Origin of the sequence: Pseudomonas sp. NPDC089396 (assembly GCF_044749545.1) — a bacterium.
Lineage (GTDB): Bacteria > Pseudomonadota > Gammaproteobacteria > Pseudomonadales > Pseudomonadaceae > Aquipseudomonas.
Map to the genome: position 1 here is coordinate 477,472 of NZ_JBIVIC010000002.1, position 26,887 is coordinate 504,358.

Below are 26,887 nucleotides of genomic sequence, written 5' to 3' on the forward strand. Positions count from 1 at the left end.
AAGGGCTCCGGGTGTGCTCAGTCTTGGCGCACGAAATAGTCATAACGCATGGAAACCGTGACCTCGAACGGCTCGGGCTGGTCGATCACCCGCGCGCGCTTCTCGGCACTGGCTCGCCAGCCGTGAGGGGTCATTGCCAGCAGGTCGGCGCGGGCCTTGGGTTCGGCCAGGCTCAGGCGGAATTCGAGGATTTCGCCGTGGGCGTGGGCCATGCCCTCCGGCACCAGGGCCAGGTGCTTGTCGTCGGCGTAGGGGCGTACTTCATCGTAGAGCACTTCGCGCAGTTCCATCAGGTGACCGCTGGTCGGGCCAACCCGCATCAGGCCACCACCGGGGCTGAGCAGGCGCTTGGCTTCGGCCCAGTCGAGCGGGCTGAACACACTGGCGATGAACTGGCAGCTGGCGTCGGCCAGCGGCACGCGGGCCATGCTGGCGACCATCCAGGTCACGTCAGGGTCGCGGCGACAGGCACGTTTGACCGCTTCGCGGGAGATGTCCAGGGCATAGCCGTCGGCCTGTGGCAGGGCCTGGGCCAGTTGCGCGGTGTAGTAGCCCTCGCCGCAGCCGATGTCGAGCCAGGCGCCAGGCTTGCGCTCGGCGGCCAGCTCAGCCAGACGGCGGGCCACGGGGGCATAGTGGCCTGCGTCGAGGAAGTCGCGGCGGGCTTCGACCATGGCCTGGTTGTCGCCTGGGTCACGGCTGTTCTTGTGCTGCACCGGCAGCAGGTTCAGGTAACCCTGGCGAGCACGGTCGAAGCGGTGGCCAGCGGGGCACACCACGCCGTTGTCGAGGCGCGTGAGGGCGGCCTGGCAGATAGGGCAGGCGAGCATCAGGCGAGCAACCGGACCAGGGTCTGGTAGTAGATCTCGGTCAGCAAGTCGAGGTCGCTGGCCAGGATGCGCTCGTCGACCTGGTGGATGGTGGCGTTGACCGGGCCCAGCTCGACCACCTGGGTGCCCATGGTGGCGATGAAGCGGCCATCGGAGGTGCCGCCACTGGTGGACGGCTGGGTGTCGCGGCCGGTGACGCCCTTGATGCTGGCTGCCACCGCATCGAGCAGTTCGCCCGGCTCGGTGAGGAAGGGCAGGCCCGACAGCGCCCAGTCGATCGACCAGTCCAGCTCATGCTTGTCGAGGATCGCCGAAACCCGTGCTTGCAGGCCTTCGACGGTCGACTCGGTAGAGAAGCGGAAGTTGAACAGCGCAGTCAGCTCGCCCGGGACCACGTTGGTGGCGCCGGTGCCGGAATTGAGGTTGGAGATCTGGAAGCTGGTCGGCGGGAAGAACGCATTGCCTTCGTCCCAGTGTTCGCCAGCCAGTTCTGCCAGGGCCGGCGCGGCCAGGTGGATCGGGTTGCGCGCCAGGTGCGGGTAGGCCACGTGGCCCTGCTTGCCACGCACGGTCAGCTTGGCGCCGAGCGAGCCCCGACGGCCGTTCTTGACCACATCACCGAGCAGGGTGGTGCTCGACGGCTCGCCGACGATGCACCAGTCCAGGCGCTCGTTGCGCGCCTTCAGGCGCTCGACCACGGCCTTGGTGCCGTGGTGCGCCGGGCCTTCTTCATCGCTGGTGATCAGGAAGGTGACCTTGCCGCGGTGGTCAGGGTAGTCGCGCACGAAGCGCTCGCTGGCCACCACCATCGACGCCAGGCTGCCTTTCATGTCGGCGGCGCCACGGCCGCAGAGCATGCCGTCGGCATCGATCAGCGCCTCGAACGGCTCGTGTTGCCACTGCTGCACCGGGCCGGTGGGGACCACGTCGGTGTGGCCGGCAAAGCACAGCACCGGTCCGTCCTGATTGCCGTGGCTGGCCCAGAAGTTGTCGACGTCTTCGATGCGCATCGGTTCGAGCTGGAAGCCCGCGGCGCCCAGTCGATTCATCATCTGTGCCTGGCAGTCGGCGTCGACAGGGGTGACCGAGGGGCGACGGATCAGGTCGCAGGCCAGTTGAAGGGTGGGCGAGAGCTCGGCTGGGGCCGTCATGGGGGACTCCGGGGCAAGGCAAGGCGGGAAAACGAGGGGCGTTATCTTATATCAAACTAGGGGCGTCGGCACGGGGCAATGGGGCCGCTGCGCGGCCCAATCGCCGGCAAGCCGGCTCCCACAGGTGCTGCGCAGTTCTCAAGGTAGCGAGAATCCTGTGGGAGCTGGCTTGCCAGCGATTGGGCTGCTCCCACAGGTGCTGCGCAGTTCTCAAGGTGGCGAGAATCTTGTGGGCGCTGGCTTGCCGGCGATTGGGCTGCAAAGCAGCCCCAGCAATCTCAAGCCTGCTGCGGTTCTGCGACCTTGTCCGCAGGCTTTGGCAACGACGACAAGAACGCCATCACCAGCGCCGCCAGGTACGGCAACGATTGCACCAGCAGCATCGCCACCCAGAAGCGCATGTCCGAGCTCGGCAGCCCTTGCACCAGATAGATGCCAGCCGCCGCGCCCCACAGCAACAACATGATGAACAGCTCTTCCCTGGCTTCGGAAATCGCCACCAGCAACCCGTGGCTGTCGGCATTCTTCGGCGTGCGGAAGAACGGCATGCTGCTGGTGAAGAACCCGTACAGCACCGCCTTGGCGATCGTGTGCGACAGCGCCAGACCGGCCAGCGCCGCCGCGAAGGCATCCTTCAGGTTCACCCCCACCGCACGGCGGTACAGGAAGATGATCTTGCCCACCTTGAAGAAGAACAGCGCCAAGGGCGGAATGGCAAAGATCATCAGCGGCGGGTCGACCCGATGGGGCACGATGATCATCGCCGCCGACCACAACAAGGCGCCGACGGTGAAGAAGATGTTCATGCCGTCGGCGATCCACGGCAGCCAGCCGGCCAGGAAGTGGTAGCGCTGGCCGCGGGTCAGCTCGCTGCCTTTGCCACGCAGCAAGGCCGCGGCATGGTGCTTGATGATCTGGATGGCGCCATAGGCCCAGCGAAAGCGCTGCTTCTTGAAGTCGATGAAGGTGTCGGGCATCAGGCCCTTGCCATAGCTGTTGTGGGCGTAGGCGGCCGACAGGCCTTTCTCGAACACGCGCAGGCCCAGCTCGGCATCCTCGCAGATGCACCATTCAGCCCAGCCCAGTTCTACCAGCACGCTACGCCGGGTCATGGTCATGGTGCCGTGCTGGATGATCGCGTCACGGTCGTTGCGGGTGACCATGCCGATGTGGAAGAAACCCTTGTATTCGCTGTAGCACAGTTTCTTGAAGGCGCTTTCGTGTTGGTCGCGGTAGTCCTGCGGCGATTGCACCACGGCGATTTTCGGGTCGGCGAAGTGCGGCACCATGTGCTTGAGCCAGTTGCGGTCGACGCAGTAATCCGAGTCGATCACTGCGATCACTTCGGCATCCTTGGCCGTGTGCGGGATCAGGTAGTTCAGCGCGCCGCCCTTGAAACCGGCCAGCGGCGCTACGTGGAAGAACTTGAAGCGTTCGCCGAGCTTTTCGCAGTGAGCCTTGAGGGGCTCCCACACGGCCGGGTCCTTGGTGTTGTTGTCGATCACCAGTACTTCGTAGTCCGGGTAATCCAGCGCGGCCAGGGCGTCCAGGGTCTGTTTGACCATCTCCGGCGGTTCGTTGTAGCACGGCACATGCACCGAGACTTTCGGCCGGTAGGCGGTGTCGCCCTGCACCGGCAGGAATTCTCGGCGGCGTTTGTGGATCCACACCGCCTCGGCCAGTTCGTGGGCCTCGGTCATCAACACGATGAACACGCCCAGCGCGCCCAGTGCCAGCAACACGCCGACGGTGAGGCTGAACCAAGTGCTGTACTGCTGGCTGTAGTCGTAGCCGATCCACACCAGAACCGAACCACAAAGGAAGGTGATGAAGGTGAGGAAGGTTCGCCCGCGCTGGCGCAGGGCCGAGCCGTCGATCAGCAGCACGGTCAGGGCGATCATCGCCAGCACCACCGAGGCGACCGCCAGCGCACGCCATTGCGGAATCGCCACCACGGGCCCTTCGAAGTTGAATTTCTGCTGGCGTTCGGCGTTGAACACGCCCCAGTAGGCCCCCACCGAGCCTTCGTCACTGGCTTTCCACGGCTGGTCGTAGGCTTCGATGACGAAGTAGTTGTAGCCACGGCGGTTGAGGGTGTTGACCAAGGTGCGCAGGTAGATGGCCTGGTCGGCCTGGGTGGCGTCGGCACCGCCGCGCATGCGGCCATTGCTCGGCCAGCCGACTTCCGAAAGCAGCAGGGGCTTGCGCGGGAACTGCTGCTTGAGCTCGCGGGCGCGGTCGAGGACGAACTCCACCGAGTCCTGCATCGGCACGAACTCCCAGTAGGGCAGGATGTGCGCGGCGATCAGGTCGACGTGCTTGGCCAGCTCCGGGTGTTCTTTCCAGATATGCCACTGTTCGCTGGTGGTGACCGGCACCTTGACCGCGGCACGCACTCGGTCCAGGTACTGGATGAGGGCTTCGGGGGTGATCTCTTCACGGAACAGGGCTTCGTTGCCTACTACCACGCGCACCACGCTGCGCGAGGTATTGGCCAGTTCGATGGCTGTGGCGATCTCGCGCTCGTTGCGTTCCAGGTCGGGGCTGATCCAGATGCCCAGGGTCACCCGCAAGCCGAACTCCTCGGCCAGGCGCGGAATGTCGGCCTGCGAGCCTTCGACGGTATAGATGCGGATGCTGTCGGTCAGCTTGTTCATCTGCTCCAGGTCCTGGCGCATCTCGTCGTCGCTGGGGTACTGGCCCTTTTGCGGGCTTTCCCCGAGGCGGAATGGCGAGTATGAGAAGCCGGAGATCTGCTCTGGCCAGTCAGGTGCGGACACTGGGCGATTGACCAGCGCCCAGAACCCGGTGAACAACGCGGCGATGGCCAGCACCACGACCAGGTTGAGGCCGAATTTGCGTGAAGACATTGTGATCCAGTTCTGTCCAGGTGGTAGGACATTAAAGCAGTATTGGTAGGCTGTTTCCTAACGATGGAGCTGGTGGCGGTCGCTGGCCTATAATGCGCGCCGTTTTTTGCGGTATGAGCTTCGGGATAGTCACATGAGCACAGAAGATCCACGCTTCGCCGGCGTCGCCCGGCTTTACGGCGACGAAGGCCTGCAGCGCCTGAGCCAGGCCCACGTGGCGGTCGTCGGTATCGGCGGGGTCGGCTCGTGGGCGGCCGAGGCCCTGGCACGCAGTGGTGTAGGCGAAATCACCCTGTTTGACCTCGACGATGTCTGCGTCAGCAACACCAACCGCCAGGCCCATGCCCTGGAGGGCCAGGTCGGGCGGCCCAAGGTCGAGGTGATGGCCGAGCGTCTGCGGGCGATCAACCCGGCGTGCACGGTGCATGCAGTGGCCGATTTCGTCACCCGTGACACCATGGCCGAGTACATCACCGAGAACCTCGATGCCGTCATCGATTGCATCGACAGCGTGATGGCCAAGGCGGCGCTGATCGCCTGGTGCCGGCGTCGCAAGATCGCCATCGTGACCACCGGCGGGGCGGGGGGGCAGATCGACCCGACGCAGATCCAGATCGGCGACCTCAACAAGACCTTCAACGACCCACTGGCTTCACGGGTGCGTTCGACCTTGCGCCGTGACTACAACTTCTCGCGCAATGTCAGTCGCAACTACGGTGTGCCATGTGTATTTTCCAGTGAGCAGCTGCGTTATCCCAAGGGGGATGGCAGTGTTTGCCTGCAGAAGAGCTTCGTTGGCGAGGGCGTGCGCCTGGACTGCGCGGGGGGCTTCGGTGCGGTGATGATGGTGACCGCGACCTTTGGCATGGTGGCCGCGAGCAAGGCGGTGGAGAAGCTGGTGGCCGGTGCCAGGCGGCCGTCGGAGCGGGTAAGGGCTCAATAACCGTATCACCCCTCGAAAAGCTTGCGCGATCCCCTGTGGGAGCCGGCTTGCCGGCGATGGGGCCGGGGCAGACAGAAGTGGGTAGCCTGTTCAGGCCCTATCGCCGGCAAGCCGGCTCCCACAGGTACCCCGCAGTCATCGAAATCTGTGGGGTGCCCTCCCACAGGTACCCCCGCAGTTTTCGAAATCTGTGGGGTGCATCACTGCTGATGTCGGGTCAATTCGGCCATGCGCTGCAACACCGCATGCAGCCCATTGCTGCGCGATGGCGACAGTTGCCGCTCCAGCCCTAGCTGGGCAAACCACGCATTGAGGTCAACACCTGCCAGCTCTGCGCTGGCGAGGCCTTGCACCCGCACCAGCAGCAACGCCAACAAACCACGCAACAATCGCGCATCACTGCCGGCCTTGAACCGCCATTGGCCATCGTGCTGCTCAGCCACCAACCACACCAGGCTTTCACAGCCATGCACGCGGTTGTCTTCGGACTTGTCCGCATCGCCAAGCGGTTCCAGGGTGTCGCCCATCTGCATCAGCAGCCGCGCACGCTGCTCCCAGCCACGGGCCTGCTCGAAACGCGCCAATGCCTCCTGGGCTTCTACCGGCAAACTCATCGCAACAGCTCCAGGCCCTGGTCGAGCGCGTCGAAGAACCGCTGCAGGTCATCGCTGTCGTTGTACATCGCCAGCGACACGCGAATCGCGCCTTCCAGCCCCAGGCCCTTGAGCAGCGGCATCGCACAGTGATGACCGGCGCGCACGGCAACGCCTTGCTCGGTCAACAGGTGCGCGATGTCGGCGTTGTGCACGCCTTCGATGACGAAGCTGGCCAAGGCGGTTTGCGGTGTGCCGAGCACACGCACACCCTCGCGGTCGGCAAGCCCGCGTAGCAGCGCCTGATGCAGATGCGCTTCATGGGCTTCGACGGCATGGGCATCGAGGCTGGCCAGGTAATCCAGGGTCGCGCCCAGGCCGATCACCCCGGCAATCGGCGGGGTGCCTGCTTCGAAGCCCAGCGGTGCGGGGCGGAAACTGGCGTCCTGGTAGTCGGCCAGCTGCACCATTTCACCGCCGAACTGCCAATGGCGCAGCAATTCCAGCGCCTGGCTGCGCCCATACAGCACACCTACGCCTTCGGGCCCGTACAACTTGTGGCTGGAGAACACGTAGAAATCACACCCCAGTTGTTGCACGTCATGGCGGCCATGGACCACGCCCTGGGCGCCATCGACCACGGTCAGCGCGCCCTGGGCGTGGGCATGGGCCAACAACGCGGGAAGCGGCTGCCAGGTGCCGAGCACGTTGGACAGCTGGCTGAGCGCAAGCAACCGGGTGCGTGGGCCGATCAGCTGCAGCGCTTGCTCCAGGTCGATACGGCCATGGGCATCCAGCGGCAGCACGACCAAACGCAGGTTGCGCCGGCGTGCCAGTTGCTGCCAGGGCAGCAGGTTGGCGTGGTGCTCCAGGGCGCTGATGGCGATCTCGTCGCCTGCCTCGAAGCGGTGCTCCAGGCCATAGGCCAGCAGATTCAGGGCCGAGGTGGCGCCGTGGGTGAAGATGATCTGCCGCGATTGCGCTGCATTGAGCCAGGCGGCAACCTTGTCCCGGCTTCCCTCGAACGCCTGTGTCGCCAAGGCACCGGGCAGGTGCTGGGCGCGGTGCACGTTGGCCGCGCCATGGCCGTAGTAATGGCTCAAGGCATCGAGCAAGGCTTGGGGCTTCTGGGTGGTGGCGGCGCTGTCCAGGTAGGTCTGGTGCTGCCGTTGCAGGGCGGCGATGGCGGGGAAGTCGGCACGCCAGGGGGAGGGCTGGAACATGATCACGGGGCCTGGAATGAAAATCGGGTCTGGCGTGTGTGCGCCAGACCCGATCTTAACACTTCGAACCCGCGGGGAGTTCTCAGTTGTGGGCGTGCAGCGCCTCGTTCAGCTCGATGGCCGACTTGTGCGTCTTGCACTCGACGGCACCGTTCAGCGAGTTGCGGCGGAACAGCAGGTCGGTCTGGCCAGCCAGGTCACGGGCCTTGACCACCTTGACCAGCTCGTTGTTTTCGTCCAGCAGGTTCACCTTGGTACCGGCGGTGATGTACAGGCCGGCTTCGACGGTGTTGCGATCGCCCAGCGGAATGCCGATACCGGCGTTGGCGCCGATCAGGCAGCCTTCACCGACCTTGATGACGATGTTGCCGCCACCGGACAGGGTGCCCATGGTCGAGCAACCGCCGCCCAGGTCAGAACCTTTGCCCACGAACACGCCAGCCGAGACACGGCCTTCGATCATGCCCGGGCCTTCGGTGCCAGCGTTAAAGTTGACGAAGCCTTCGTGCATGATGGTGGTGCCTTCGCCGATGTAGGCGCCCAGGCGCACACGGGCGGTATCGGCGATACGCACGCCGGCCGGGACCACGTAGTCGGTCATCTTCGGGAACTTGTCCACCGAGAACACTTCCAGCAGCTCGCCTTTCAGGCGTGCTTCCAGTTGCAGCTCGGCCAGTTCGCTCAGGTCGACGGCGCCCTGGTTGGTCCAGGCCACGTTCGGCAGCAGCGGGAAGATACCTGCCAGGCTCAGGCCATGTGGCTTGACCAGGCGGTGCGACAGCAGGTGCAGCTTGAGGTAGGCCTCCGGGGTGGAGGTCAGGGCTGCGTCTTCGGCCAGCACGGTGGCGACCAGCGGCTTGTGGCTCTCGGCCAGTCGGGTCAGCAGCGCTGCCTGGGCGGCATCGATTCCTTTGACGGCTTCGGCCAGTTGAGCGGCCTGGGCATTGCTGAAGGTGATGGCCTGGTTGCCAGCTTCGTAACCCAGGATCGGGGCTACGGCGGCAACCAGCTCGGCGCTCGGGTTGAGCAGCGGCTGTGCGTAGAAGACTTCCAGCCAGGTGCCCTGGCGGTTCTGGGAGCCGACGCCGAAGGCCAGGCTGAACAGGGTATTGGACATGTGATTACCTCGTGCGAAATAGGGTAGGGGCTCAGGCCAGGGCAGCGGCATACAGGTCGGGCTTGAAGCCGACCAGGGTACGCGCGCCAAGGTCGAGCACCGGGCGCTTGATCATCGACGGCTGGGCCAGCATCAGTTCGACGGCCTTGGCCTGGTCAAGGTCGGCCTTGCTGGCGTCGTCGAGCTTGCGGAAGGTGGTGCCGGCACGGTTGAGGATGACTTCCCAGCCGTGCTCGTCGCACCAGCGGTTCAGGCTGTCACGGTCGATGCCTTGAGTCTTGTAGTCGTGGAATTCGTAGGCGATGGCCTGGTCTTCGAGCCAGGTGCGCGCCTTTTTCATGGTGTCGCAGGCTTTGATACCGTAAAGATGTAACTGCTTGATTTCATTGGGCATAAATTCTTCCCCAAAACTTCCCCAATATCACCTTGAAACTCAGCAGCGCATTATGCCACGTCGAACCACTCAGTGCCTCGCCTGTCGCGGTACGCATCGGTCCGTATGACCGAACGTGCACCGAGCTGTTTCCTGGGCGCCACGGCCTTTATGCGGGGCCATCTTTGACCGGGCATGCCTAGGCAGCTTTTGCCCGAGCATGGCGGAGAACGCGGCTGTGCGGGGCGGCAACCCTGTCGATGTACTGGGTACGCGCCTTGAGGTGATTGTTCGAGGTTTGGAGACGGCCCGCGCATTCGGTGCCTTCGATTGCGTGTCGGAAGAACGGCTGGGATCGCTGGTTGGTCAGATTCCGTGATTGCGAACATTGCCGGGAGCTGGGCGAATGCTTCACTTGGTCCGGCTTGGTGCAACCTCCCCGTCGGAGGAGCTGTGCAATCAACAGTAGGCCTGTGGATGCAAATTTTGTTGGTATGTGGCGGTGAGGGCTATATCTTCGAGTTCGATTTAAGTCGTGGTTGGTCGGGCTATGTACAGTAAGAAATCTTTCACAATAAGTCTGCTGGCATGGTGTTTCTCCATATTTTTCGCACCGTTCTCCGTCCTCGCTGGCCCTTCAAGTGCATCTGGCCTGGATGGAATTTCTGGGTTGGAAAGTTTGCCACTCGGTATTCATAGCGATGATTCCGGCTCATCTTCACGGAAAAGAAATTTAAATTTTTCGGGGTGGGGTAGTTCAAGTGTCGAACGCATCGCTTCGCATTTTTCAGAAATGATCAAAGAACTTGATCCGCGCGCGAAATATTACAACGGTGGGAAAGGGGGGGAATTATCTTCGCAAACAGCCGCGAGACTGGGGTCGATGCCGCTGCGGGTGAATGTTGTTAGTGGAAGAATCCCTCCGTCCGGTTCCGTGCGTTTATTGGCGTTAAACGTAAAGCCAAGTGATTCCTGGGCAAAATATGAAGCTACGATGTCAGGCATTCGTGGCGAGGTTTCCGCGACCCATGCCGGGATAAAATTTACCCGGCATTTACCTGGGGCGGAAGTAGCGGTGTCTGGATCCCAAGAGGTTGTGCCCATTGAGGGACCAAAGCATCGGTCGGACATCGTCCTTCTATGGATGGGGAAGAATGACATTACATCTGGATATGAAGTATCAGGTATCGCTGCCAGAATTGGCAGAACGTGTGACTGGCTTCGCACTCATGATGGAAAATGCCTGATTATAGGTAATTTCAATGATTCGGATGCTGAGGTAGACGGTGTCAAGCAGAAAAAGCTTGCAGCATTGAACGCGCTGCTTGCTCAGGAATACGGAGACTTGTTCGTCGATGTGCAATCGCTTTTGGTCTCGAATAATGTTTGGGCGCTTTCCAGGATAAACCCAACGCCTGCGGATCTTGAAAGCCAGCGTAATGGACAAAAACCACCGTCTCTGTCACAGGATAACGGCCATATGAATACTGCGGCCTATAACGTCGTCAGGCGTATGGTTCAAAAGCGAATCGAACAGCTTGGCTGGTAGGGAGATAGGGATCGACAGGCCACGATCCGCGCGACGGGGGCTATTGCAGTGGCTCATTAGTTGTCAAGTTATTGATTTTGCATGTTTTTAGTCGCTGAGGTATAATTTTCGGAGTCCGGAATTGTGTGGTGCCATATGTTGGGGTTGGAGGAGGGGTAATGATATTTGAGAGAGATGGAAGAAGTGATCGGGATTGGAGTGGTTTTCTTCTAGGGAAAGGCATTCAGTATGTAAACTCCTCTATAAGGAAAGGGCATAAGCTCCAAGGCGCACTACCCGTCACTTTGATGGATACGAAAGTGCTCACCTCTTCAAGTATTGGCAGGTTTTCGGTGGTGCGAGGCGGGCGCATCTCTGCCATCATTGGCGATTATTGTTCTATCGCGCCGGATGTGATGATGGGGGAGGGGAATCATCCTACGCCCTGGCTTGGAACGAGTGGGCTTTTTTATCAGCAAAATAAGTACGGTTTTTTTGCAGAGTCAAAGGATTTTCCAATACAACCTTGGAGTGACAGCAAGAAGCCTCCCGTCATTCGTCACGATGTCTGGATCGGGGCGGGTGTAAAAATCATGCGAGGCGTTACTATTGGTGTTGGGGCCGTGGTAGCGGCTAACTCTATTGTCACCAAGGATGTGCCTCCGTATGCCATTGTGGGTGGTGTCCCCGCGAAAGTTATAAAATATCGCTTCGAGCCTGAATTGATCGAGGCGCTTTTAAAAAGCAATTGGTGGACCTTTGATCTTTCGGTGCTTAAGAAGATTGATTTTACCTGCCCTGAAAAGGCGCTTGAGCAATTGTCTGAAATGGAACATAAGCCCGCGGCTAAGCGAAATAAATTCATGCTGACGAACGAGACGCTTGAGCTGTTCGAGTGATCGAGTTGGATATCTTTATATCTTCAAAATGCATGATGTTGTTGGGTGTGCATGAAAGGCGAAATCTTTTGTAACACATTAATCGGTGCAAATATGGATATCTGTAATCGCCTGCCAAAACGAGTAACTCCAGACATAGTGCGCATTTGAAATACAACAAAGGGCCCTCATGTGGAGATATGGGATCCCCGCGAGCAGGTTTTTTCAGTCGACGGGCTTGGTAGGGCACAGTGGGAGCCTATCGCGGCGTTGCGGCAAGGCCGTGATATGATCATAAGCTGTAGAGGTGTTATCAGGGCGGGACATGAAGAGCGAAGATCTGCATCAGCGCGAGAAACCAATTGGAATGGGGCGGGGAAGGCTTGAACTAGAGCTTCCCTGTGTTGTCGACAAGATTAGCTTTCGCGGGCGTCTGAACAAGTTTGGCGCGTTCAGCTACGGCAATGTCGGCGCGGTACTATATGATGCAGATGTAGGTCGCTATTGCTCGATAGCGCACGAAGTCATGGCTGGTCCCACCGAGCACCCTGTTGACTGGTTATCGTCTCACTGTTTTGTTTTCAACGATCAGGGGACCTTGGGTCACGCTTCTGAGTTCCAGGATATTGTGTCGGGCAATAGCTTTGCAGGGAATAATGCCAGAACTATCATTGGTAATGATGTCTGGGTTGGGTATCGCGCCTTCATACGGCGCGGTGTTGTTGTTGGCGATGGCGCGATAATCGCAGCCAATGCAACAGTCGTAAAGGATGTGGAGCCCTACACGGTTGTCGGTGGAACCCCCGCAAAGGTGATCCGAAAAAGATTTGATGAGGCGACTATCAAGCGCTTGCAGGCTCTGCAGTGGTGGAAATATTCGATGAGTAAGCAAGTTCTTGGTGATCTTGATTATTCCAATGTGTCGAAGTCACTAGATGCAATAGAGCGTGCTATCGAAGAAGGGTGTTTAAAGCGACTTGAGCCGAGCCGTGCTGTTTTTGTTGATGGAAAGATCGTTGAGTCATAATTATTAATGGTGGTTCGGCGTGCATTTTTCCTACGGCAGAGCCGGCAAACATTCGCGAAAGTTGGTGTAATCGTTCAGAAGCGAAAGTTTGCCGGTTCCCTGCTTGTTACTTGGCTCGTGATTTAAGGCTGTCTAGCAGTGTGTTGACGATGATGAAGTGATCCTCCCAGCGCGGCGGCGTATAGTTGTTCAGCACCTTCACTGCGTCGTTGTGAGCGTCTTTATCCGGGTCGCAGAAATCAAGGATTGTTTTCTGCCAGGTAATGGCGTCGAGGGGGTTGATGAAGGTGGCTAATGCCGAACTGGCTTCATGGAAAACAGGTATATCAGAGCAAATGACAGGGGTGCCCATCGCTTGGGTTTCAATCAGTGGCATGCCCCAGCCTTCGCTGAAGGATGGGAAAAGCAATGCCTTGGCTCCACGAATGACCCGTTTCAATCCGGAGTCACTGAGATCGCTGAGTTCAACCACATACGGTTTCAAGGCCTCGCACTGGTCAATGAAATTGAATACATTCTGATTTTCCCAGCCGCGTTTTCCAACGATGACGAGTTTGGGAGGTGTAATACCTCGCGAAACCCAGTCCCTCCATATTTGTAGCAGGAAAAGATGATTTTTGCGTGGTTCGATAGTGCCGATATAGGTGAAGTAGCTTTGTTGCTCCAGTGTCTCCAGCGCAGGTGAAAATTCTTCGGCCGGGTTCTCAAAGAAGCTTTCTTCAACCCCGATGTAGGCAACTTCGCATTCCGGCAGGCGGAGCGCTTGTTTTTCACACCACGACAGGAAGGACGTTTTAGTTGCTTCGGAGTTGACAATAACCATGTCTGCACAGAACGAGACAGTGTCCATTCTCTTTATATGGTCACTGTAGCCGCTTGCGCGCACGTACTCGGGAAAGTCAATCGGGATCAAGTCGTGAATATAAAAGGCGAACTTCACCCCGAGCTTCATTTTCAGGGTGAAGAAGCCGTCCTTGTTGGAAATGCCGTGGTGAGACGTATTGACATACACGGAGTTTCCGCGCGGGTAAGAGTTGATCAGTCGCGCCAAAGGCCTGCTGCAGTACTTCAAGAGTTCCGCGTCAATTTCGCGGCGATCGCTGGGTGACGACAGGTTGGTGTCTTTAAGCTGTACAGATGTTTGGGTTCTGCATATCGGAAGCAGGTTTGTGTACGACTCAACCAGGCTTTTGGAACTGAGTGGAAGCAACCGACTGGTGATCAGCTCAATGAAATCGTTGTAGGATAGCTCTGGTAACTCACTCAGCGGCTGGTCGGGGCTCTCCTTCTCGATGAAGGACAGTTTTTCAAAGCTCAAGGGGTTGGCGAACAGATCTTCCATCTTCTCGGCAAAGACTTTTGTGCAGCGATCTACGACAATGGCGCCTGGCTTTGTGGTGAATGCGTAGTCGAATGCCGCGCCCGAAGCATTACTTTGTGAGTTGTTGATGAGCACCGTGGTGGAGTCTGGGTTCACATCGCGGTACTCGCTCAGCTGATTAGATACCTCAGCAAGCTTTTCCTGCAGTATGAAGAGAGACTTCTTTACTTGGGGGAGCTTGAGGAGTGAAGCCCCGGTGTGCCGCGCGTGTTTGTCAGTCAGCTCAGTCTGGAGTTGCGACAGGTGATCAGCGCCCAATATGAACTGAGTATTGCAGAGCGCATGTTCTGCTAGTCGAAGGTAGCTTTCATTGTTAAGCGTCAAAAGCTCGAAACCGACAGCGGAAATGCCGGAGTCCTTAAACCAGTCTTTGGCTTCTTGAGTAAGGAACCGCGAGGACACCAGTGTCAATGCGCGCTTTTGAGGCTTGAGCAGATGTGAGCGCTCGGTCAGCCAACTGCTGGGCGCGAACGTGATCTTGGTGGACGCCAGTAGCGCTGAAATGTAGGCCTGCTTTTCGGGTGGGCAGGCGACGATAATAACCTCGCTTGCCACTTGATCGTTTTGAGCGACCAATACGGGGGATGCAATTTCTGTCATTGGATTGGCCGCTTATTTATTCTAAGGCATCAACTGGAACTGAAGGAGGCGTTTCTTTCTCTCCGTAATTCCATCGGTTCTCGATGGTCTTTATGAACGCTCTGCTCGATGTATCGTCCAGCAGCACCAAGCGAACACCGTCCTGCCTGACAAAGGCCACGTCTTTATCCTCAGCGTCATAAAGTTCGAGCGCATACCTCAGGTCCACGCGGTCGATACCTGTTGGCGTCTCTGCGTTCCTGCGTGCAATCAACCGGGTGAGGTCGTAGACAACCAATTGCTTCATGGTTACCGTCCCCACTTCTGGTTGATCATGAACTTCATTGCGTCGGAAGGAAGCGGAACCCGTGGGTTCAGTGTTTCCTCTGAGCCCGAGAGCAGGTAGCGCCAAAATGCCGGAGTGAGCGAGATTCCCGATACAGGAAGGTAGGTTGTGCTGCGGTCATTTGGTGCAACGTCGGACGGTTTGACGCCCTGTGGGGAAGGCGTCTTGCTCAGGCGCAATGTGGTTTTCCCAAAGAGCTCTGCTTCGATCAGGGAACCGGAAGAAATAGAGCAGAAAGTGAGGTTTTTATCGATGACGAACAGGTCGTAGATATTCACATCCAGGATATTGATGTTGTGCGCCTTCAGCTCCGCTTCAAAGGGTTGTCTGTTTTTAAAGTGTGGGTGGAACTTATAGTACACTTTCGGGAAGTAGGACTTGAGCTCGACCAGTGTGGCGATGACTTCCTTCGGGGTAATCATCTTCTTGCCGTCAATCAGCGAGGAGTCGATGTCAATCTGTCCCAGGAATACTGCGGAACCCGGTGAGACGGTGATATTTCTGAAGACACGCGCGCTGCGCCCGAGGGAAAGGCGCGCATGCGATACAATATCCTCGTGAGGGATCGTCATTGCCGCAATTCGCTCCTGGAATGCCGGAACGTTGGTGCGCATGCCGAACACATAATCAGGCAGGAAGCGAATGGCGTGGAGTGTCAGGTCAATGTAGTGGATCGAAGCCTTGTTGAGCGCATTTATCAGCAGCGGAGAAAGCTCAAAGCCTACGAAGAGATGATTTTTATAAGACTTCAAGGTCTCTGCGATGTAATCTGCTTCGTCTTCATTTGAATGGTACACCGATGCCCAGCCGGAGCTGTCAAATGGAAGCTGGAAGTCAGAATAGAATTTAAATCGATTTAGCGGATCGCTGGGTTCTGTGCCGACCAGGGACGAGATGTTGCAATTCAGAATTTCAGAGAACGTATTACCAAGCAAAGAAGAAAGCCAGTCGCTGTGAATGGCTTGGGGGTTTTCATATTTTTTATCTGACCGATCATCAACTTTCAGAACATCTGTTGTGAAAACTACACCGTCGTACAGTTTTTCCGTGGACATCAACAAACTCCGTGTGTGCATATAAATTGCAAGTTGCAAGTGTTACCAGGTTGAGATCGGAAAATTGACAGTCGATCTGAAATTGAATGGTTTTCACTCTGCAGATAGTTAGGCTCGCGCCTTCCCAATTTTACCTGTAACGGGAGGCCAATTGGAAGTGAGGGGCTGCGTGCCTGCAGTGTATCGCGCGCTGCGTTCCGCAGCGTGTGCTTGCCGGTATTAGCCCCTAAGGCAGGGATAGGGGCCTGTCGCCGGTTCAGCCGACCTATCTGAAACTTGGCGTACTTCAACCACACCCCCTGGCAAAGTGCACGGCGACTGGGCTTTACTGGATGTGTCATGAGTCATTAGCGCTCTTCTGAAGAATTCCACGTCGAGCGGTCAAGCAAACCATCGAAAACCGCAAGCTCGTTTTCGATATTGCCAAGCGCCTGGGGCCCGTTCACAGCCTGACGCTCGGATCAAGCTCTGGTGTGGATACTGTGCAGATCACGGTTCCCGCTCAGTGACTCCGTGTGATTACCGGGAGCTTTCAAGAGGGTGTGAGGCGACCCGTAATGTTCGCAGGGGTGGTCGCGACACCTGGGTATCATCATGTTACATATTCATTCGCAACCTGCGACTATCGTGCAGCGGTCCCCTGTCGCAGGACACCGCTAACATATTGTTTCAATGGCGATGTTTCGCCCCGCTGTAGTTATTGGTTCACAAAGGAAGCCTTCACGGATGCAGTCCGCCTATACCGTCCTCATCCTGCTGACGCTGGTAAGCGTGTCAAAACTGGTCGGACGGGTCATTCCGCTGCCCCTGCCGCTGGTACAGATCGCCGCTGGCGCCTTGCTGGCGTGGCCGACCCTGGGTTTGCACGTCGCCCTGGACCCGGAGCTGTTCCTCTTCCTGTTTCTGCCGCCGCTGCTGTTCGCCGACGGTTGGCGCATGCCCAAGCGCGAACTGTGGCGAATACGCGGCCCCGTGGTGGCGTTGGCCGTGGGGTTGGTGCTGTTCACGGTGGTGGGGGCGGGTTATTTCATTCATTGGCTGCTGCCGACGATCCCGCTGCCGGTGGCCTTCGCGCTGGCGGCGGTGCTCTCGCCAACCGACGCCGTGGCGGTTTCAGCCATTACCCAGGACCGTTTGCCTACACCGTTGATGCACATGCTGCAGGGCGAAGCGCTGATGAACGACGCCTCGGGCCTGGTGACCTTCAAGTTCGCCCTGGCTGCAGCCATTACCGGGGCATTCTCGCTGGCAGACGCCAGTTTCAGTTTCGTCCTGGTCGCCTTGGGTGGCCTGGCCGTGGGTGTGGCCCTGAGTTGGTTGATCGGCCGCCTGCGGGCCTGGATGATCGCCCGCGGCTGGGATGACCCGGCAACCCACGTGGTGTTCATGTTGCTGCTGCCCTTTGCCGCCTATGTGCTGGCCGAGCGACTGGGCGTTTCCGGCATCCTCTCGGCGGTAGCGGCCGGCATGATGCAAAGCTGGCTCGACCTGCTGCCGCGCCAGACCAGTACTCGTCTGCTCAACCGCAGCGTCTGGTCGCTGCTGGAGTTCGCCTTCAACGGCCTGATCTTCCTGCTGCTGGGGCTGCAGCTGCCGGACATCATCAAGGCAGTGGTCAGCCATGAAGCCACCCTCTGGCCGACCTTGGCCTACCGTTGCCTGGATGTGCTGGCGATCTTCGCGGCGTTGATCCTGTTGCGCTTTATCTGGGTGCAGAGCATCTGGCGGGCGATCGGCGTGGTCCGGCGCTGGCGCGGCAAGCCGGCGCTGTTGCTGATGCCCACGGCCCGTTCCTGCTGGTTGCTGACCTTGGGTGGCGTACGGGGGGCGGTGACCCTCGCGGGTGTGATGTCGGTGCCGTTGCTGATCGGCGCAGGCCAGGCATTCCCCGAGCGTGACTTGCTGATCTTCATTGCCGCCGGCGTCATTCTGCTGTCGTTGATCAGTGCCTGCATGGCTTTGCCATTCCTGCTGCGCGGGGTGACCAGAAGCCCCGATGAGCGGCTGCACCAAGAGGTGCTGGAAGCTTGGCGGCGCACGGTAGAGGCCGCGATTCATGCGCTGGAGGCGGAGGAGGTGATTGACGCCAGCGCACCACAGGATGCGGCGCAGGCAACCATGGCCACCGAGCTCAAGGCGCGGCTGATGGCGGAGTATCGCGATGAGCTCAACAGCTACAACGACACTGCCGAGGCAAGGGCCCTGGCCGATCAGATGGACTTGCTGGAGCGGCGTTTGCGCTTGCGTGCGCTGCGGGCGCAGCGGTTGGAGTTGTATAACTTGCATCGCCAGCATCTGGTGGGCGATGAGGTGGTGCGGCAGGTGTTGGGGGAGTTGGATATGAGTGAGGCGAACCTAGGGGCGGTCAAGTAGATTGGCGGTGCTGCAATCGCCGGCAAGCCGGCTCCCACAGGTACACCACTGCTCTCAAGTCCTGTGGGGTACCTGTGGCAGCCGGCTTGCCGGCGATTGGGCCGCAGAGCGGCCCCACTCGATCAGCGATTCTGCAGGAACGCCCGAATCCGCTCAGCGGCCTCGATGCACTCGGCCAGCGGCGCAACCAATGCCATGCGCACCCGTCCAGCCCCCGGGTTCACGCCATCGACTTCACGCGACAGGTACGACCCAGGCACCACGGTCACATGCTGCGCCTCGAACAGGTCACGGGTGAACTCCGCATCATCGCCCGGCACCTTGGCCCACAGGTAGAAGCTGCCATCCGGCCGCTGCACGTCCAGCACCGGCTGCAGGATGTCCAGCACGGCGTCGTACTTGGCGCGGTACTGGTCGCGGTTATCGCGCACGTGGGTTTCGTCCTGCCAGGCAGCGATGCTGGCCAGCTGGGTTTGCACCGGCATCGCGCAACCGTGGTAGGTGCGGTACAGCAGGAACGGCTTGATGATCTCGGCGTCACCGGCGACAAAGCCCGAACGCAGGCCTGGCAGGTTGGAGCGCTTGGACAGGCTGTGGAACACCACGCAACGCTTGAAGTCGCTACGGCCCAGCGCCGCACAAGCGCTGAGCAGGCCTGGCGGTGGTGCATCTTCGTCGAAATACAGCTCGCTGTAGCACTCATCGGCGGCAATCACGAAGTCATGCTCGTCGGCCAGGGCGATCAACTTCTTCAGGGTATCCATCGGCACCAGCGCGCCGGTGGGGTTACCCGGCGAGCAGAGGAACAGGATCTGGCAACGCTTCCAGACCTCGGCCGGCACGGCATCGAAGTCGGGGTTGAAGCCATTGCTTTCCAGGCATGGCAAGTAATGCGGCGTGGCGCCGGCGAGCAGGGCCGCGCCTTCATAGATCTGGTAGAACGGGTTGGGGCTGACCACCAGGCCATCATCGGCCCGGTTGACCACGGCCTGGGTGAAGGCGAAGAGCGCCTCACGGGTGCCGTTGACCGGCAGGATGTGGCGGTCGGCATCCAGCCAGCCGGCCGGCACGCCGAAACGACGTTCGCACCACTGGCCGATGGCTTGGCGCAAGGCCGGCAGGCCCAGGGTGCTGGGGTAGACCGCCAGCTTGTCGAGGTTGTCGGCCATGGCCTTGGCGACGAAGGCCGGCGATTCGTGCTTCGGCTCACCGATCGACAGGGCGATGGCGCGTTTGTCCGCAGCAGGTTTCACGCTGCCCAGCAGGGCGCGGAGTTTCTCGAACGGGTAGGGCTGAAGCTGGGTCAAGGCGTGGTTCATCGGCGCAAGGTCTCGTCAATCGTCTAATCGTTAAAAGGTCATGCGGGTCGGGCTGGATTCGCTGGCCTGGCCGGCCTGCAGCTGCTGCACGATGGCCTCCTGCAGGCGGCTGCACAGCTGCGGGTCGGACAACGGCTGGTTGTCGGCATCGGTGATGAAGAACACGTCTTCGACGCGTTCGCCGAGGGTGGCGATCTTGGCGTTCTGCAGCGACAGGTCGAATTCCAGGAAGATGCGCCCGAGCCGGGCCAGCAGCCCAGGGCGGTCTGGCGCGGTGATTTCGAGGATGGTCACCTGTCGCTGGGCATCGTTGAGGATGGTCACCTGCGGCGGGAAATTGAAGTGCTTGAGCTGGCGCGGCACCCGACGCTGGATGATCGTCGGATAGTCCTCGGGGTTGCGCAGCGCTTCGGTCAGCCCGTCGCGGATCTGCTTGACCCGTTGCGGGTTGTCGCCAATCGAGCCGCCATCGTTGTCCAGCACGATATAGGTGTCGAGGGTGAACTGGCTGCTCGAGGTGATGATCCGTGCATCATGGATGTTCAGGTTCAGCTGCGACATGGCCGCCACGGTCACGGCGAAGAAATCGTGCTGGTCGGGGGCGTAGATGAAAATCTGCGTACCGCCCTCGAACTCGCGCTGGGTGGTTTCCTTGATCAAAACCAGCGGCCCGCCGTCGGCCGGCTGCTGGAGGATGGCGTCACTGTGCCAGGCCACGTCGGCGGCGGTGTGGCGCAGGAAATAGTCATCGCCCAGTTGCGACCACAGCTGCTCCACGTCGTCCGGGTCAGTGCCTTCGCGCACCAGGATGTCCAGTGCGGCGCTCTGCGTCTGGCGGATCTGCTCCTCGCGGTCCAGCGGATTTTCCAGGCCGCGGCGCAGGGCGCGCTTGGTCTCGGTGTACAACTGACGCAACAGGCTGGCACGCCAGGAGTTCCACAGGCTGGGGTTGGTGGCATTGATGTCGGCCACGGTCAGTACATAGAGGTAGTCCAGGCGCGTTTCATCGCCTACGTGCAGGGCGAAGTCGTTGATGACCTGCGGGTCGGAAAGGTCCTTGCGTTGGGCGGTGGTGGACATCACCAGGTGGTTCAGCACCAGCCAGACGATCAGGCGGCTGTCCCAGGCGGGCAGTTGGTGGCTTTCGCAGAACTTCTGCGCGTCCACCGCGCCGATTTCCGAATGGTCGCCTTGGCGACCCTTGCCGATGTCGTGATAAAGGCCGGCCAGGTAGATCAGCTCGGGCTTGGGCAGGCGGCCCATGAGCTTGCTGGCGAGCGGGAATTTCTCTGATACCGGGGTGTACTGCAGTTTGCGCAGGTGCTTGATGAGGTTCAGGGTGTGCGCATCGACCGTATAGATGTGAAACAGGTCGTGCTGCATCTGCCCGACGATCAGGCCGAATTCGGGCAGGTAGCGTCCGAGAATGCCGTAGCGGTTCATCCGCCGCAGGTTGCGGTGGATGCCGATCTCGCACTTGAACAGCTCGATGAACAGGCTGGTGTTGCGAATATCGTGGCGGAAAGTGTCATCGATCAAATGCCGATGCTCACGCAGCAGGCGCACGGTGTCGGCGCGCACGCCCTTGATCTCCGGGTGCTGGGCCATCAGCACGAAGATCTCCAGCATGGCGAACGGGGTGCGCTTGAACACGTTCGGTTTGACCGCTTCTATATAGCCGTCGTGCAGGCGGAAGCGGGCATTCAGCGGTTGGGTGGTGCCGCTGTCGTCATCGGCGAGGATGACCTCCTCGAAGTGCTGGATGATCAGGTCGCACAGCTGGCTGATGCTCATCACCACCCGGTAGTACTGCTGCATGAACTGTTCGATGGCGCGCTTGGGGTTTTCGTCGCTGTAGCCGAGCAGGGCGGCGATGCTGCGCTGGTGGTCGAACAGCAGTCGGTCTTCGGCGCGCCCGGCAAGCATGTGCAGGGCGTAGCGGACCTTCCACAGGAAGTCCTGGGAAGACGCCAGCAACTCGTTCTCGCTTTCCAGCAGGAACCCTTCGCCGGCCAGTGCGTGCAGGTTGAGCGTGCCGTACTGGCGACGGGCTACCCACAGCACCGTCTGGATATCGCGCAGGCCACCTGGCGAGCCTTTGACGTTGGGTTCGAGGTTGTACTCGGTGTCGTTGTACTTGTGGTGGCGGGCCTTGAGCTCGGCGCGCTTGGCCAGGTAGAAGTCCTTGCTCGGCCACATGTGCGCCGTGCTGGTGACCTCCAGCATGCGCTGGCGCAAGGCTTCGGGGCCGGCGATGGTGCGGCTTTCCATCATGTTGGTGATGACGGTCAGGTCGGCACGGGCCTGTTCGGCGCATTCGTCGACGGTGCGCACGCTTTGGCCGACTTCAAGGCCGATGTCCCAGAGCAGGGTGAGGAAACGTTCGATGGCATCGCGGTACTGCTCATGCTCGGCGGCATCCAGCAGGATCAGCAGGTCGATGTCCGAGTGCGGGTGCAGTTCACCGCGCCCGTAGCCCCCGACGGCGATCAGGGCGATCCCGCTAGGGTCGCCCCAGTCGAACTGCTTCCAGGCCTGCTGCAGGATGTTGTCGACGAGCCAGGCGCGGTCCTCGATCAGGCGGCGGATTTCACGGCCTTCGCGAAAACGCTTGTCGAGCACCTCGCCGGCCTGGCGGATGGCTTTCTTGAAGGCGGCGATGGGGCTCGCCTTGAGGGCCAGTTCCGCCTGGAACTGGCCGCGGTCGAACAGCTCGGGATCCACCTGGGGCATCGCGTCGCGTTCCTGTCGTAGGGTTGCCTTGAGCGAATCAGCAGCGAAATCAGCGGCGAATTCAGGCCGAGGTGCGCGCGATCGTGTCGTCCTTGCGCAGGGTGAAGATCTCGTAGCCGGTCGCGGTCACCACCAGGGTGTGTTCCCACTGGGCGGAGAGCTTGCGGTCCTTGGTGATGGCGGTCCAGCCGTCGCCCAGCACCTTGGTGTCGGCCTTGCCCTGGTTGATCATCGGCTCGATGGTGAAGGTCATGCCTTCCTTGAGCTCCATGCCGGTACCGGCCTTGCCGTAGTGAAGGATCTGCGGCTCTTCGTGGAATACCTTGCCGATGCCGTGTCCGCAGAACTCGCGCACCACCGAGAAACCGTTCTTTTCAGCATGCTTCTGGATCACTTCGCCGATGTCGCCCAGGCGGCAGCCCGGCTTGACCAGCTCGATGGCCTTGTACATGCATTCCTGGGTGACCTTGGACAGGCGCTCGGCCCATACCGGCACGGTGCCGACGTGGAACATGCGGCTGGTGTCGCCGTGGTAGCCGTCCTTGATCACGGTGACGTCGATATTGAGCGTGTCACCGTCCTTGAGCGGCTTGTCGTTGGGGATGCCGTGGCAGACCACATGGTTGATCGAGGTGCAGATCGACTTGGGGTAGCCCTTGTAGTTGAGCGGCGCCGGGATGGCCTGCTGGACATTGACGATGTAGTCGTGGCAGAGGCGGTCCAGCTCTTCGGTGGTGATACCGGGCTTGACGTGCTCTTCGATCATTTCCAGCACTTCGGCGGCCAGGCGGCCGGCGATGCGCATCTTCTCGATGTCTTCTGCGGTCTTGATGGTGACGGTCATTACAGGCTCTCTACGGCGCCGTGCACGGCGCGAACAAACGGGAAAGGCCGGATTCTAGCAGAGCAGGGCGCCGATCGGTCGGGATACGGATAGAGAATTGGGGCTGCTACGCAGCCCATCGCCGGCAAGCCGGCTCCCACAAGGATCGCGGTATCATTGTGGGAGCCGGCTTGCCGGCGATGGGGCGCGTAGCGACCCCAAATGCCCGGAAACTGCCAGCTACAGAAGGCATTCTGGCCTCTTTGGCGGGGTGCTGCAAAAACCGCTGACGGACGCGCCTGTATTCGGGTTTCGTTCGCTTGCGGTCTGTGGTATAAAATGCGCCGCTTTCGGGGATGACCCCGTCAGCCTAAACCCACACACGTGTCGACACGATGGCCTGGGTGCCCTGGATTTTCGAGTCCGTGGGTTGGTCATTGGGATACGTGGAGGCCCAACCCGACTTATCAAGGAACTATCATGTCCCAAGTCAACATGCGCGATATGCTGAAGGCCGGTGTGCACTTCGGCCACCAGACCCGTTACTGGAACCCGAAAATGGGCAAGTACATTTTCGGCGCGCGTAACAAGATCCACATCATCAACCTGGAAAAAACCCTGCCAATGTTCAACGACGCTCTGGCGTTCGTAGAGCGTCTGGCTCAGGGCAAGAACAAGATCATGTTCGTCGGCACCAAGCGTTCCGCCGGCAAGATCGTCGCCGAGCAAGCAGCTCGTTGCGGTTCGCCATACGTTGATCACCGTTGGTTGGGCGGCATGCTGACCAACTACAAGACCATTCGTGCTTCGATCAAGCGTCTGCGCGACCTGGAAACCCAGGCCGACGATGGCACCTTCGCCAAGCTGACCAAGAAAGAAGCCCTGATGCGTTCGCGCGATCTGGAAAAACTGGATCGCAGCCTGGGTGGTATCAAGGACATGGGCGGCCTGCCTGATGCCCTGTTCGTGATCGACGTTGACCACGAGCGCATTGCTATCACCGAAGCCAACAAGCTGGGCATCCCGGTTATCGGCGTTGTCGATACCAACAGCAGCCCAGAAGGCGTTGACTTCGTTATCCCAGGTAACGATGACGCCATTCGCGCTATCGAGCTGTACATGACTTCGATGGCTGACGCCGTCATCCGCGGCCGCAACAACGTTGCTGGCGGCACCGAAGTCTACGCTGAAGAAGCGGCTGCACCAGCTGCTGAGTAATAGGCGCTAGCGTCTACTTGGCACGCGAAAAGGGGGCTTTGCCCCCTTTTTGCCACCTTGAAATCCTGCTGTCAGCTTGCGTCCCGCATCATGGGCCGGCTGAATCAGAAACAGCGGATTTGCAGAATTGAACGCCCGTGACGAGCGGGTGGAATGGTTGAAAAACTTTCCAAGAGGATTTTGAAATGGCAGCAATTACTGCAGCGCTGGTGAAAGAACTGCGCGAGCGTACCGGCGAAGGCATGATGGATTGCAAAAAGGCCTTGGAAAAGGCCGGCGGCGACATCGAGAAAGCCATTGACGACATGCGTGCCTCGGGCGCCATCAAGGCCGCCAAAAAGGCTGGCAACGTCGCTGCTGAAGGCGCTATCGCCGTCAAGACCGACGGTAAATCCGCCGTCCTGCTGGAAGTGAACTCGCAGACCGACTTCCTGGCCCTGCAAGACGACTTCAAGAACTTCGTCGCTGAAAGCCTCGAAGAAGCCTTCGCCCAGAAGCTGACCGACGCCGCTCCGCTGATCGCTTCGCGTGAAGCAGCTCGTGAAGCCCTGGTTGCCAAGTGCGGCGAAAACGTCAACATCCGTCGCCTGGTGCGCGTTGAAGGTGACGTTGTCGGCGCCTACCTGCACGGCAACAAGATCGGTGCTGTCGTTGTCCTGAAAGGCGGCGACGTCGAGCTGGCCAAGAACATCGCCATGCACGTTGCAGCGTCGAACCCAGAGTTCCTGGACGCGTCGGAAATCTCCGCCGAGGCCATCGAGCGCGAGAAGAACGTCTTCCTGCAGCTGAACGCTGACAAGATCGCCGGCAAGCCGGAAAACATCGTTGAGAACATGATCAACGGTCGTATCACCAAGTTCAAAGCCGAAGCCTCGCTGAAAGAGCAAGCCTTCGTCATGAACCCGGAAGTCAAGGTCGGCGAACTGGCCAAGAAAGCCGGTGCTGAAATCGTTTCCTTCACCTACTTCAAAGTAGGCGAAGGCATCGAGAAGCCGGTTGACGACTTCGCTGCTGAAGTTGCCGCTCAGGTAGCAGCTGCCAAGCAGTAAGACAGACTCGTCTGTCGCCCCAAAGAGGCTGCCCGCTCACGCGCGCAGCCTCTTTGTCAAAGCGGGAGCGGTTTTCAAGGCCGCTGCTCGCTGACGCAGTCACTGCGTCACGTTAGAGTTACACGCAGGCTCAAAGTAGCCCGCCAGAATTTTACAAACGCCGCAGGAGAGATTCGCAATGGCTCAGCAGGGCAGTGGTTATCAGGCTCGCTATAAACGCATTCTACTCAAACTTAGCGGCGAGGCCCTGATGGGCTCGGAAGAGTTCGGGATCGACCCCAAGGTCCTGGATCGCATGGCGCTGGAAGTCGGCCAGTTGGTCGGCATCGGTGTTCAAGTAGGTTTGGTGATCGGTGGTGGCAACCTGTTCCGTGGCGCGGCGCTCAGTGCAGCCGGCATGGACCGCGTCACCGGTGACCACATGGGCATGCTGGCGACCGTCATGAATGCCCTGGCCATGCGCGATGCGCTGGAGCGGGCGAACATTACCGCCATTGTCATGTCGGCCATTTCCATGGTTGGCGTGACCGATCACTACGATCGCCGCAAAGCCATGCGCCACCTGAACGCCAAAGAAGTCGTAATCTTCGCTGCCGGTACCGGCAACCCGTTCTTCACCACCGATTCCGCCGCTTGCCTGCGCGCCATCGAAATCGATGCCGACGTGGTATTGAAGGCAACCAAGGTCGATGGTGTATACACTGCAGATCCATTCAAGGACCCGCATGCCGAGAAGTTCGATCATCTGACCTACGATGAAGTGCTGGATCGCAAGCTGGGCGTGATGGACCTGACGGCAATCTGTCTGTGCCGCGACCACAAGATGCCGCTGCGCGTCTTCAACATGAACAAACCCGGCGCCCTGCTGAACATCGTGCATGGCGGCGCGGAAGGAACTCTGATCGAGGAAGTTCAAAAATGATCAACGACATCAAGAAAGACGCTCAGGATCGCATGGGCAAGTCCATCGAGGCGCTGGGTCGCAACCTGGCGTCCATCCGTACCGGTCGCGCCCACCCGAGTATCCTGGACAGCGTGAAAGTCCCGGCCTGGGGTAGCGAAATGCCGCTGAACCAGGTAGCTGCAGTCTCCGTCGAAGACGCCCGCACCCTGAAAATCGTCGCTCACGACAAGAACCTCAGCGCTGCCATCGAGAAGGCCATCCTGACCTCCGACCTGGGTCTGAACCCTTCCAGCGCCGGTACCACCATCCGCGTACCGATGCCGGCCCTGACCGAGGAAACCCGCAAGGGTTACACCAAGCAGGCCAGCGCCGTTGCCGAAGATGCCAAGGTTGCCGTGCGCAACGTGCGTCGCGATGCATTGGCCGACCTGAAGAAGCTGACCAAGGACAAGGAAATCAGCGAAGACGAAGAACGTCGTGCCGCTGACGAGATCCAGAAGCTGACCGACAAGTTCGTCGCCGAAATCGACGCTGCTTTTAAAGCCAAGGAAAAGGACCTGTTGGCCGTCTAAGG

22 protein-coding genes are annotated in these 26,887 nt (G+C 59.8%); 9 read left to right on the forward strand and 13 right to left on the reverse strand.

What is annotated here, in order from left to right; translation table 11 throughout:
• Positions 1–17: 17 nt before the first annotated feature.
• The 3 genes from ACIPZB_RS05195 to ACIPZB_RS05205 all read right to left on the reverse strand — a co-directional run bounded on the left by ACIPZB_RS05195 (position 18) and on the right by ACIPZB_RS05205 (position 4,851).
• Positions 18–830 carry a putative RNA methyltransferase gene (locus tag ACIPZB_RS05195; RefSeq protein WP_400639245.1) on the reverse strand — a complete coding sequence of 271 codons (813 nt, stop codon included), beginning with the start codon at positions 828–830 and terminating at the stop codon, positions 18–20.
• Positions 830–1,981 (reverse strand): succinyl-diaminopimelate desuccinylase, encoded by a 1,152-nt coding sequence (dapE, locus tag ACIPZB_RS05200; protein ID WP_400639246.1) that lies wholly within the window; start codon positions 1,979–1,981, stop codon positions 830–832. Before dapE ends, ACIPZB_RS05195 begins: the two co-directional genes overlap by 1 nt.
• A 278-nt stretch (positions 1,982–2,259) precedes the next feature.
• Positions 2,260–4,851, reverse strand: a complete 2,592-nt coding sequence (locus ACIPZB_RS05205; protein ID WP_400639247.1) for a glycosyltransferase — start codon at positions 4,849–4,851, stop codon at positions 2,260–2,262.
• Positions 4,852–4,984: 133 nt separating this feature from the next.
• Between ACIPZB_RS05205 and tcdA the strand changes: the two genes are divergently transcribed.
• The gene (gene tcdA / locus ACIPZB_RS05210; protein ID WP_400639248.1) at positions 4,985–5,794 is read left to right on the forward strand and encodes a tRNA cyclic N6-threonylcarbamoyladenosine(37) synthase TcdA; all 810 of its coding nucleotides are present in this window, start codon (positions 4,985–4,987) and stop codon (positions 5,792–5,794) included.
• Between the two features lie 200 nt (positions 5,795–5,994).
• Here the strand turns inward: tcdA and ACIPZB_RS05215 are convergent, their stop codons facing one another.
• From ACIPZB_RS05215 to ACIPZB_RS05230, 4 genes are all read right to left on the reverse strand, one after another.
• On the reverse strand, positions 5,995–6,408 hold the full coding sequence (locus ACIPZB_RS05215; RefSeq protein WP_400639249.1) for a SufE family protein: 414 nt from the start codon (positions 6,406–6,408) through the stop codon (positions 5,995–5,997).
• A complete protein-coding gene (locus ACIPZB_RS05220; RefSeq protein ID WP_400639250.1) occupies positions 6,405–7,610 on the reverse strand; it encodes a cysteine desulfurase in 1,206 nt (401 codons plus the stop codon). The genes ACIPZB_RS05215 and ACIPZB_RS05220 overlap by 4 nt, the downstream gene beginning before the upstream one ends.
• Positions 7,611–7,692: 82 nt before the next feature.
• On the reverse strand, positions 7,693–8,727 hold the full coding sequence (gene dapD / locus ACIPZB_RS05225; protein WP_400639251.1) for a 2,3,4,5-tetrahydropyridine-2,6-dicarboxylate N-succinyltransferase: 1,035 nt from the start codon (positions 8,725–8,727) through the stop codon (positions 7,693–7,695).
• A gap of 31 nt (positions 8,728–8,758) precedes the next feature.
• The gene (locus tag ACIPZB_RS05230) at positions 8,759–9,121 is read right to left on the reverse strand and encodes an ArsC family reductase (protein ID WP_400639252.1); all 363 of its coding nucleotides are present in this window, start codon (positions 9,119–9,121) and stop codon (positions 8,759–8,761) included.
• Positions 9,122–9,650: 529 nt separating this feature from the next.
• Between ACIPZB_RS05230 and ACIPZB_RS05235 the strand changes: the two genes are divergently transcribed.
• The 3 genes from ACIPZB_RS05235 to ACIPZB_RS05245 all read left to right on the forward strand — a co-directional run bounded on the left by ACIPZB_RS05235 (position 9,651) and on the right by ACIPZB_RS05245 (position 12,533).
• Positions 9,651–10,649, forward strand: a complete 999-nt coding sequence (locus ACIPZB_RS05235) for an SGNH/GDSL hydrolase family protein (RefSeq protein WP_400639253.1) — start codon at positions 9,651–9,653, stop codon at positions 10,647–10,649.
• A 158-nt stretch (positions 10,650–10,807) separates the two neighbouring features.
• The gene (locus ACIPZB_RS05240; protein WP_400639254.1) at positions 10,808–11,527 is read left to right on the forward strand and encodes a CatB-related O-acetyltransferase; all 720 of its coding nucleotides are present in this window, start codon (positions 10,808–10,810) and stop codon (positions 11,525–11,527) included.
• Positions 11,528–11,831: 304 nt separating this feature from the next.
• Positions 11,832–12,533, forward strand: coding sequence for a CatB-related O-acetyltransferase (locus tag ACIPZB_RS05245; RefSeq protein ID WP_400639255.1), 702 nt, complete (start codon positions 11,832–11,834; stop codon positions 12,531–12,533).
• A gap of 106 nt (positions 12,534–12,639) precedes the next feature.
• On the opposite strand, the gene ACIPZB_RS05250 is transcribed toward ACIPZB_RS05245, so the two are convergent.
• Genes ACIPZB_RS05250 through ACIPZB_RS05260 form a run of 3 tightly spaced genes read right to left on the reverse strand, consistent with a single transcriptional unit; the run spans position 12,640 to position 15,894 of the window.
• Positions 12,640–14,514: a glycosyltransferase family 4 protein gene (locus ACIPZB_RS05250; RefSeq protein ID WP_400639256.1), complete on the reverse strand. Its 1,875-nt coding sequence runs from the start codon at positions 14,512–14,514 to the stop codon at positions 12,640–12,642.
• Positions 14,515–14,530: 16 nt separating this feature from the next.
• Positions 14,531–14,800 carry a hypothetical protein gene (locus ACIPZB_RS05255; RefSeq protein ID WP_400639257.1) on the reverse strand — a complete coding sequence of 90 codons (270 nt, stop codon included), beginning with the start codon at positions 14,798–14,800 and terminating at the stop codon, positions 14,531–14,533.
• A 2-nt stretch (positions 14,801–14,802) separates the two neighbouring features.
• Entirely contained in the window at positions 14,803–15,894 is a 1,092-nt protein-coding gene (locus tag ACIPZB_RS05260) for a hypothetical protein (protein WP_400639258.1), read from the reverse strand.
• Positions 15,895–16,620: 726 nt separating this feature from the next.
• Here ACIPZB_RS05260 and ACIPZB_RS05265 point away from each other — a divergent pair.
• Positions 16,621–18,267 (forward strand): Na+/H+ antiporter, encoded by a 1,647-nt coding sequence (locus ACIPZB_RS05265; RefSeq protein ID WP_400639259.1) that lies wholly within the window; start codon positions 16,621–16,623, stop codon positions 18,265–18,267.
• A gap of 122 nt (positions 18,268–18,389) precedes the next feature.
• Here the strand turns inward: ACIPZB_RS05265 and dapC are convergent, their stop codons facing one another.
• From dapC to map, 3 genes are all read right to left on the reverse strand, one after another.
• Positions 18,390–19,586 (reverse strand): succinyldiaminopimelate transaminase, encoded by a 1,197-nt coding sequence (gene dapC, locus ACIPZB_RS05270; RefSeq protein WP_400639260.1) that lies wholly within the window; start codon positions 19,584–19,586, stop codon positions 18,390–18,392.
• A gap of 30 nt (positions 19,587–19,616) precedes the next feature.
• Positions 19,617–22,319, reverse strand: a complete 2,703-nt coding sequence (locus ACIPZB_RS05275) for a [protein-PII] uridylyltransferase (RefSeq protein ID WP_008094918.1) — start codon at positions 22,317–22,319, stop codon at positions 19,617–19,619.
• A gap of 61 nt (positions 22,320–22,380) precedes the next feature.
• Positions 22,381–23,163, reverse strand: coding sequence for a type I methionyl aminopeptidase (map, locus tag ACIPZB_RS05280; RefSeq protein WP_400639262.1), 783 nt, complete (start codon positions 23,161–23,163; stop codon positions 22,381–22,383).
• 459 nt (positions 23,164–23,622) lie between these two features.
• On the opposite strand from map, the gene rpsB reads away from it, so the two are divergent.
• The 4 genes from rpsB to frr all read left to right on the forward strand — a co-directional run bounded on the left by rpsB (position 23,623) and on the right by frr (position 26,885).
• The gene (gene rpsB / locus ACIPZB_RS05285; protein WP_008094915.1) at positions 23,623–24,360 is read left to right on the forward strand and encodes a 30S ribosomal protein S2; all 738 of its coding nucleotides are present in this window, start codon (positions 23,623–23,625) and stop codon (positions 24,358–24,360) included.
• Between the two features lie 185 nt (positions 24,361–24,545).
• Positions 24,546–25,409 carry a translation elongation factor Ts gene (tsf, locus tag ACIPZB_RS05290; RefSeq protein ID WP_008094914.1) on the forward strand — a complete coding sequence of 288 codons (864 nt, stop codon included), beginning with the start codon at positions 24,546–24,548 and terminating at the stop codon, positions 25,407–25,409.
• Between the two features lie 178 nt (positions 25,410–25,587).
• A complete protein-coding gene (gene pyrH / locus ACIPZB_RS05295; protein WP_016392310.1) occupies positions 25,588–26,331 on the forward strand; it encodes a UMP kinase in 744 nt (247 codons plus the stop codon).
• Positions 26,328–26,885 (forward strand): ribosome recycling factor, encoded by a 558-nt coding sequence (gene frr, locus ACIPZB_RS05300; RefSeq protein ID WP_008094910.1) that lies wholly within the window; start codon positions 26,328–26,330, stop codon positions 26,883–26,885. Before pyrH ends, frr begins: the two co-directional genes overlap by 4 nt.
• Positions 26,886–26,887 lie beyond the last annotated feature (2 nt).

Bases quoted from the DNA above. Each gene is read 5' to 3' on its own strand.
- tsf (WP_008094914.1), top strand. From the start codon at position 24,546: ATGGCAGCAATTACTGCAGCGCTGGTGAAAGAACTGCGCGAGCGTACC.
- ACIPZB_RS05205 (WP_400639247.1), bottom strand. From the start codon at position 4,851: ATGTCTTCACGCAAATTCGGCCTCAACCTGGTCGTGGTGCTGGCCATC.
- ACIPZB_RS05195 (WP_400639245.1), bottom strand. From the start codon at position 830: ATGCTCGCCTGCCCTATCTGCCAGGCCGCCCTCACGCGCCTCGACAAC.
- dapD (WP_400639251.1), bottom strand. From the start codon at position 8,727: ATGTCCAATACCCTGTTCAGCCTGGCCTTCGGCGTCGGCTCCCAGAAC.
- ACIPZB_RS05235 (WP_400639253.1), top strand. From the start codon at position 9,651: ATGTACAGTAAGAAATCTTTCACAATAAGTCTGCTGGCATGGTGTTTC.
- ACIPZB_RS05245 (WP_400639255.1), top strand. From the start codon at position 11,832: ATGAAGAGCGAAGATCTGCATCAGCGCGAGAAACCAATTGGAATGGGG.
- ACIPZB_RS05240 (WP_400639254.1), top strand. From the start codon at position 10,808: ATGATATTTGAGAGAGATGGAAGAAGTGATCGGGATTGGAGTGGTTTT.
- ACIPZB_RS05255 (WP_400639257.1), bottom strand. From the start codon at position 14,800: ATGAAGCAATTGGTTGTCTACGACCTCACCCGGTTGATTGCACGCAGG.
- ACIPZB_RS05260 (WP_400639258.1), bottom strand. From the start codon at position 15,894: ATGTCCACGGAAAAACTGTACGACGGTGTAGTTTTCACAACAGATGTT.
- tcdA (WP_400639248.1), top strand. From the start codon at position 4,985: ATGAGCACAGAAGATCCACGCTTCGCCGGCGTCGCCCGGCTTTACGGC.
- dapE (WP_400639246.1), bottom strand. From the start codon at position 1,981: ATGACGGCCCCAGCCGAGCTCTCGCCCACCCTTCAACTGGCCTGCGAC.
- ACIPZB_RS05230 (WP_400639252.1), bottom strand. From the start codon at position 9,121: ATGCCCAATGAAATCAAGCAGTTACATCTTTACGGTATCAAAGCCTGC.
- ACIPZB_RS05215 (WP_400639249.1), bottom strand. From the start codon at position 6,408: ATGAGTTTGCCGGTAGAAGCCCAGGAGGCATTGGCGCGTTTCGAGCAG.
- map (WP_400639262.1), bottom strand. From the start codon at position 23,163: ATGACCGTCACCATCAAGACCGCAGAAGACATCGAGAAGATGCGCATC.
- rpsB (WP_008094915.1), top strand. From the start codon at position 23,623: ATGTCCCAAGTCAACATGCGCGATATGCTGAAGGCCGGTGTGCACTTC.
- ACIPZB_RS05250 (WP_400639256.1), bottom strand. From the start codon at position 14,514: ATGACAGAAATTGCATCCCCCGTATTGGTCGCTCAAAACGATCAAGTG.
- pyrH (WP_016392310.1), top strand. From the start codon at position 25,588: ATGGCTCAGCAGGGCAGTGGTTATCAGGCTCGCTATAAACGCATTCTA.
- ACIPZB_RS05220 (WP_400639250.1), bottom strand. From the start codon at position 7,610: ATGTTCCAGCCCTCCCCCTGGCGTGCCGACTTCCCCGCCATCGCCGCC.
- ACIPZB_RS05275 (WP_008094918.1), bottom strand. From the start codon at position 22,319: ATGCCCCAGGTGGATCCCGAGCTGTTCGACCGCGGCCAGTTCCAGGCG.
- ACIPZB_RS05265 (WP_400639259.1), top strand. From the start codon at position 16,621: ATGCAGTCCGCCTATACCGTCCTCATCCTGCTGACGCTGGTAAGCGTG.
- frr (WP_008094910.1), top strand. From the start codon at position 26,328: ATGATCAACGACATCAAGAAAGACGCTCAGGATCGCATGGGCAAGTCC.
- dapC (WP_400639260.1), bottom strand. From the start codon at position 19,586: ATGAACCACGCCTTGACCCAGCTTCAGCCCTACCCGTTCGAGAAACTC.